Origin of the sequence: Pseudomonas sp. S12(2018) (genome assembly GCF_024355235.1) — a bacterium.
In the GTDB taxonomy this organism is placed as follows: domain Bacteria; phylum Pseudomonadota; class Gammaproteobacteria; order Pseudomonadales; family Pseudomonadaceae; genus Aquipseudomonas; species Aquipseudomonas palmensis.
On the sequence record NZ_QLAD01000017.1, the window covers coordinates 14,435 to 21,114 of the forward strand.

Here is a 6,680-nt window from a genome sequence, read left to right on the forward strand (position 1 = left end):
GCCCTGGCCCTGGATGGTGGTGGTATCCAGTTCCAGCGCAGAGTTTGAAGCGGCTTCATTGGTCAGCAACACCGTGTTGTCTTCGATGCGATACCTCAGCCCGGCATTGCGCAGCAGCTGCTCCAGCGCCTGCTGCGGCTCCATGGTGCCCACCACGGCCGGGGCCTTCTTGCCAGTGACCAGGTCAGGCCCGTAGAGAATCTGCAAACCGGTCTGGTTGCCCAGATCGATCAGGGCCTTCTCCAGGGATTGGGCGGGGATATTGACCGCCACACTCTGTGCATACACACCGCCGCTGGCACCCAGTGCCAACCCCAACACGATGATGGAAGCCGAAGTACGCCAGGTGGCCAGTGAATTTTTCAGCACACGTGGTGCACGCCTTTTTTGCTCAACCTTCATAGTGTTGGATCACCCCAGATATCATTCGTCGGAAGATCGTCGCCTCTTCAGGGCCACTGATCAGTCAATGGGCATTCCTTGCTGCCACTTCCGCGCCAATGCCTAAGGGGCACGCAGGCCGGACTTCCATCGGATTCTTCGTGGAACCCAATGGAAGACGAATTAAAAATGAAAAATTTAGGAATCGTTCACATTTTCAGTACAGACATACTGAAAAAAGATAGCGCACCGTCTTGCACGGCAGCTGAAACGTCACAGCGAACGGAACCCATCGACGTCGATGGGCTCCGGCAACACGGACGCGCCTCAGGCGCTGGCGTTCTGCGCCTTGGCCAGCAACTGTGCACGCTGCTCGGGGGTCATGCTGTCCAGACGTAACCGTGCCGCCGCCAGTTTTTCCAGTTGCCCGGGGGCGGCCTCCTGCGAGCGCAACGCCTGCGCCAACGCTGCCACGCTGGGGTTGTCGAACACCACGCCGGGGTGAACATCGCACTGCAGCAACTTGCGAATGCCCGCCACCAGCTTGATCACCAGCAACGAGTGCCCACCGACAGCGAAGAAGTCCTGCTCCACGCTCAGGCGCTCCAGCCCCAGCAGTTGCGCCATGCGGCTGGCCAGCAGTTCCTCGACGGCATCGCGCGGCGCCACACAGGCCACCTCGGCAGTGGCCAACGGACGCTGCTGCAATGCCTGTCGATCGACCTTGCCATTGGCCAGGCGCGGCATCTGCGCCAGCACCTGTACATGGCGTGGCAGCATCGGCGCCGGCAGCCTCAGGGCCAGTTGCGCCGTCACTGCGGCAGCCGCCTCCTGACCTGCGCCCTCACGCAGCACCAAGAAGGCCACCGGCTCGACGTCGACCAGCACCGCAACCGCCTCGCTGACCTGCGCCAGGCTGGCCAACTGCACTTCGATTTCCGCCAGTTCGATACGAAACCCTCGCACCTTGACCTGCTGGTCGCGCCGGCCATACAGCTGTACACCGCCCTCGGGACGGTAGCGTGCCAGGTCGCCGCTGCGGTACAGCCGCTCACCCGGCTGCAGCGGATGCTCGATGAACACCTGTGCCGTCTGCTCGGGCGCATTCAGGTAGCCACGCGCCAGTTGTCGTCCACCGATGTACAGCTCGCCCAGTTCACCAATGGCCACCGCCTGAAGGTGCTCATCCAGCACCAGCACCTGATTGTTGGGCAGCACCTCGGTCAAGGGCACACTCCCTGCGTCCATATCCGCCGCTGTGACCCGATGCACCAACACACCCACGGTGGTTTCGGTAGGCCCGTAGTGGTTGAACACGCGACAGTCCGGACGAATCTCGGCAATGCGCTGCAGCAGCGAGACGCCGATCGCTTCACCGCCCAGCACCAGGGTCGCCGGCAGGTGCGGCGCCTGGGCTTCGAGCAACGCGGCCAGGTGCGAGGGCACGATCTTCAGGCAGTCGATGGCCTGCTCACGCATGAAATGCGCGAACGCCTCGGGCGACTGGATGCTGTCGTCGTCGGCTACATGCAGCGCTGCACCCAGGTACAGCGCGCCCAGCAGCGCGGTGTTGCCAAGGTCGGCAGCCACCGTGGAACTCAGGGCGAAGTGACGGCATGCATCGAGTTGCAGTTGCTGGCACACCCCGGCGACGTAGTTGAGCAACTGCTGATGCTCCACCACCACGCCTTTGGGCGTGCCGCTGGAGCCGGAGGTGAACAGCACATAGGCGACATCGGTCGCACTGAGCGCAGGGCTGGCCACATCGCCGTCGACGTGGCCCAGCAGCGCGATGTCCTGCACGACCACACCCTGCCCGGCCAGTTGGGCCAGTTGCGCCTGCTCGGTCAGCACCAGGCCTGGCTGTGCCTGTTCCAGCATCTGCAACTGCCGTGCAACCGGCCATTGCGGGTCCAGCGGCAAGTACGCGGCGCCCACCCGCCAACAGGCCAGCATGGCCACCACCCATTGCGTCGAACGTGGCAAGGCCAGCCCCACCCGCCCACCCTGGCCCACGCCGAGTGTCACCAGGTCGAACGCCAGGCGTGCCACGCGCTGTTCAAGTTCGGCGTAGCTCAAGGTCACGCCGGCACTGACCAGCGCCGGAGCGTCCGGGGTGATGGCGGCCCACTGGGCGATGCGTTCGGGTAACAGCACCCGGTCTTCCAGCGCACGCACTGCGGGGTTGAGGGCAAGCAGCGCGGCGTTGTCCGCAGCCCCCGAGAGGTTGAGCCGGCCCAGGGCCTGTCGACTGTGCGCGGCGATGCTGTGCAGCAGCGCCTGGTACTGTCCGAGCAGCACTTCAAGACCGACCTGGCTGTAGCGCCCCGCTTCGGCGTCAAGACGCAAGGCCGTGTCGCTGACGCTCAGCAGCAACTCGAACCGGGGCTGTGCTTCGGCCAGGCGGGTCGCCTGCCACTGCGCAGTGCCGACAACCTGCTCCAGCAAGGCAGCGCGCGCGGCAAAGCCGTAGAGCGGGTTTTCATACGCCACCGGCAGGTTGCCTGCGGCATATTCCTGCCAGGTTGCATGCTGCTCGAGCTGCGCCGCCAGGTCGGTAACCCACGCTTCGAAGGGTTGCTCCTGATCCACATGCACTACCAGCGGCAGGGTTTTCTCGAACACCCCTATGCTGTTCTCGAAGAACGCGTAATCCTTACGCCCGTCGTGGCGCCAGCCACCGACAAACCGATGGCGCCCGCTGATGCGTGCCAGCAGCGTCCACCAGGCTGCCTGCAGCACGGTGTCCAGCGTTACCCCCAGGCGTTGCGCCAGGCCAGCCAGCTGCGCCTGCAACGGCGCCTCCAGCGTAGCCTCAAGCTTGAGCGCGGCTGCGGGCTGGGCCGTGGCACGGCGGTATGGCAAACAGGGCGCAACGCACGCTTCGCTGGCCGGCAGGTGCGCCTGCCAGTACGCCTTGGCGGTGTCGGCATCTTCGTCGAACAGCACTTCGCTGCGCCACTCCAGGTACTGCGCAAACTGCCCCGGTTCCTCGTCGTCGACCGCAGCAGCGTGCAGGTAGGCCTGTACCAGCGCGTCGAACATTACCTTGAGGCTGCCGGCATCACCGACAAAGCGGGCCAGCGCCAGCACCAGCACCCACCGCCCCTGCGTCACACGCGACAGCAAGGCCTGCACGTGCGGGCCTGCCGCAGGCCAGGGCTCGGCGAGCCACGCCTCGGGCGCCGCATCCGGCTGCACCTGCAGGTCGAACACCTGCACCGATGCCTCGGGCATGAACTGGCGCTGGCCGTGATAGCCGGCCACGCTGCCCAGGCGCATGGCCAGGGCGGCGTGTCGCGCCAGCAGGCTGTCCAGTGCCTGCTGCAGGCGCGGCACATCCGGCTCGCCGTGGATATCGACGCGCAGGCAATGCGCGATGGCCTCGCGCCGTGCACCGGCATTCAATGCCGCGACCCAGGTTTCCTGCTCGGGAAGCAGGGCCAGGCCTGTGTCCTGTGTTTCCAGCTGTGCCGTGCTCATGCGCCCGCCTCGTCCTTTGCCATCGTCCGCTGTTGTGTGTCAGGCAGCGCCTCCAGGGCACTGCGTTCGATCATCTCGCCCATCGCCACGACAATCTTGCGCGGCCCCTCGAAGGGGTCGCGAGCATGGGCGGCAAGCATGTTGTCGAGCAGAATCACATCACCCTTGCGCCACTCGAAACGCACCGCGCATTCCTCGTACAGGTCGCCGATCTGCTGCATGACCTCGTCCTCGATCGGCGAACCGTCGCCGTAGTAAACGTGGCGGGGCATGCGCTGCTCGCCGAACAGTGCCAGCAGGTCTTCGCGCACATCCGGGTCCAGGCAGTAGATGTGGTGCAACTGCACCTGGTTGAAGAAGCTCTTCTCGCCCGTGACCGGGTGGCTGATGATCGCCGGGCACGGCGTGCGGATCTGCAGTTCGTCGTTGTCCAGCCAGGTCCACTGGATGCCCGCCGCACTGCAGCGCGCCTCGACCTCGGCCCGCACCTCGGTCTTGAAGAAGTGCTGCCACGACACATCGAGCTTGTCGGCAAAGGTGCGCACGTACAGCAGGCCCTTGCTCTCGAAGCGCTCACGCAGCTCGGTCGGCAGCTTCTGGTACATCAGACGGCAGTCCACCACCGGGGTGGCGCCCCCCACGGGTGAAGGCTGCTCACAGAAGAACAGCTGCTTGCGCGGCCAGCGATCCTGATGCGCGCTTTCGTTGTGGAAAAGAATCATCTTCTTCTCCGGATACGGCGTCGAACGGTAGGTGTTCTTGCCGCCTTCCTTCTTCGGCAGGTCACCGTACTGGCCATACAGGCCAGGCTGCACGGCTTCGGCAAAGGCTTCGAAGGCGTGGATATCGCGCAGGGCGAAACCACGGAACAGGATGCCGGCATGCTGGGCAAGCTTGTGCTCCACCAGTGGGCGGTTGTGCTCGATCCACTGGATCAGGTCCAGCCCCGGGTCGGTCGGTTCCCACAGCAGCGGGAACGCCTGGCCCGGCACCATAAGGCTCTCGCGCATGGCGGCTACCGCAGGGCGCGCTGCCGGCCCCTGGGCCTTCTTCAGAAACTTGCCCAGTTTGTCGGCCTTGCTCGGTGCAGCGGGTGTTGCAGGCGCAGCCACAGGGGCCGCGGTATGGGTAGGCATGTTGATTTCCCCTAGACGTTTATCTGGATCACGCACCATCTGTTCGAGAATGGTCATCCAGCCTTTCACGCAGAGCTCGATACGTTCTTGTTGGAATAAGTCGCTGGCGTACTGCCAGGTGCCATGCAACTGGTCGGCCTCCTGGTCGATGAACAGGGCCATGTCGAACTTGGAGTAGCCACCGCCCATCGGCAGTGCCTCGACCCGCACCGCGTCCATCGCCGCCTGGCGCACCGGCAGGTTGTTCATCACGAACAGCACCTGCACCAGCGGGTTGGCGCCCTTGTGCCGAGGCGTCGCGGCAGCCTCGACGATCTGGTCGAATGGCAACTCCTGGTGTTCGAACGCACTCAGTGCGGTGTCCTGGACCTGGGCCAGGTACTCGCGCACCGACAGCTGCTCCTGCCAGCGTGAACGCAGCGGCAGCACGTTGATGAAAAAGCCGATCAGGCCTTCCAGTTCAGGCTGCGAGCGCCCCGCCACGTCCGCCCCGACCAGCACGTCGTGGCTGCCACTGAGCCGGTGCAACATCACCTGGAATGCCGCCAGCAAGGTGCTGTAAAGGGTGACCCCGGCGGTACGTGACAGGCCCTTGAGCTGCTCGTGCAGGGCCGTCGGCAGGCTGAAGTGCAGGTCGCGACCGGCATGGCTGGCCTGGGGCTTGCGCGGGTGGTCGGCCGGCAACACCAGCAGCCCGTCGTGACCGGCCAGGGTGCGCTGCCAGAAGGCAGCCTGTTCGCGCATCACTCCCGCCTGCTCCAGGGCCTGCTGCCACTGGGCATAATCGGAATACTGCAAGGGCAAGGGCGGCAACGGCGTCTGGTTCCCGGCCTTGAGGCGGGCGTAGACCTCGACCACTTCGTTGCTCAGCAGCGCCAGCGACCAGCCATCGGAGATGATGTGGTGCATGCAGAACAGCAGCACGTGGCGCTCCTGACCCAGGCGTATCACCTGGCCACGCAACAGCGGTGCCTGCACCAGGCTGATGGGCTGGCGGGCATTGTGCTCGATCGCCTCGGCCACCCTCGCCTCCTGCTCCCCTGCTGGCAGCATCGACAGATCCAGCAGCGGCAGAGGCAGCGGCACGTCTGTGCTGACCACCGCCAGTGGATCACCGTCGTCATCGGCCACATACGCGGTACGCAGTACTTCATGGCGCCTGATCAACTGCGCCAGGCTGGCTTCGAGCAGCGGCACCAACAGTTCGCCTTCCAGGCGCAGCGCCAGGGGCATGCCATAAGCGCCGCTGGGCGCGGCGAACTGCTCGACCACCCACAGCCGACGCTGGGCCAGCGACAGCGGCGCCGTGGCGCGCTCGCCGTAGGCCTGCAGGCTCGGCAGCGCCGCGCGCGACCGGCCATCGCGCTGAGCCAGCAAGGCGGCGAAGGCACCGAGGGTCGGCGTGCCGAACAGGTCACGCAAACCCACCTCGACACTCAGTACCTGACGCAGCCGCGCCACCACCTGGGTAGCCAGCAACGAGTGGCCACCCAGCTCGAAGAAGTTGTCGTCGCGACCAATCCGCGACAGCTCCAGCACCTGCTGCCAGACCTGGGCAATCCTCTGCTCCAGATCACCTTGCGGCGCCACGTACTCGACCTGCAGCAGGCTCGCATCCGGCGCCGGCAGGGCGCGGCGGTCGAGCTTGCCGTTGGCCGTCAGTGGCCATTGCTCCAGAAA

Annotated in this window: 3 protein-coding genes; all 3 read right to left on the minus strand. The window is 65.4% G+C overall.

Going from position 1 to position 6,680, the window contains the following annotated elements; genetic code table 11:
* A partial coding sequence (locus tag DN388_RS25235) for an STN domain-containing protein (protein ID WP_255002853.1) occupies positions 1–369 on the minus strand: 369 nt, incomplete at its 3' end.
* Positions 370–708: 339 nt separating this feature from the next.
* The gene (locus tag DN388_RS25240; RefSeq protein WP_255002856.1) at positions 709–3,864 is read right to left on the minus strand and encodes an amino acid adenylation domain-containing protein; all 3,156 of its coding nucleotides are present in this window, start codon (positions 3,862–3,864) and stop codon (positions 709–711) included.
* Positions 3,861–6,680, minus strand: a 2,820-nt coding sequence (locus tag DN388_RS25245) for a condensation domain-containing protein (protein ID WP_255002857.1), incomplete at its 5' end; no start/stop codon positions are given. The genes DN388_RS25245 and DN388_RS25240, both read right to left, overlap by 4 nt.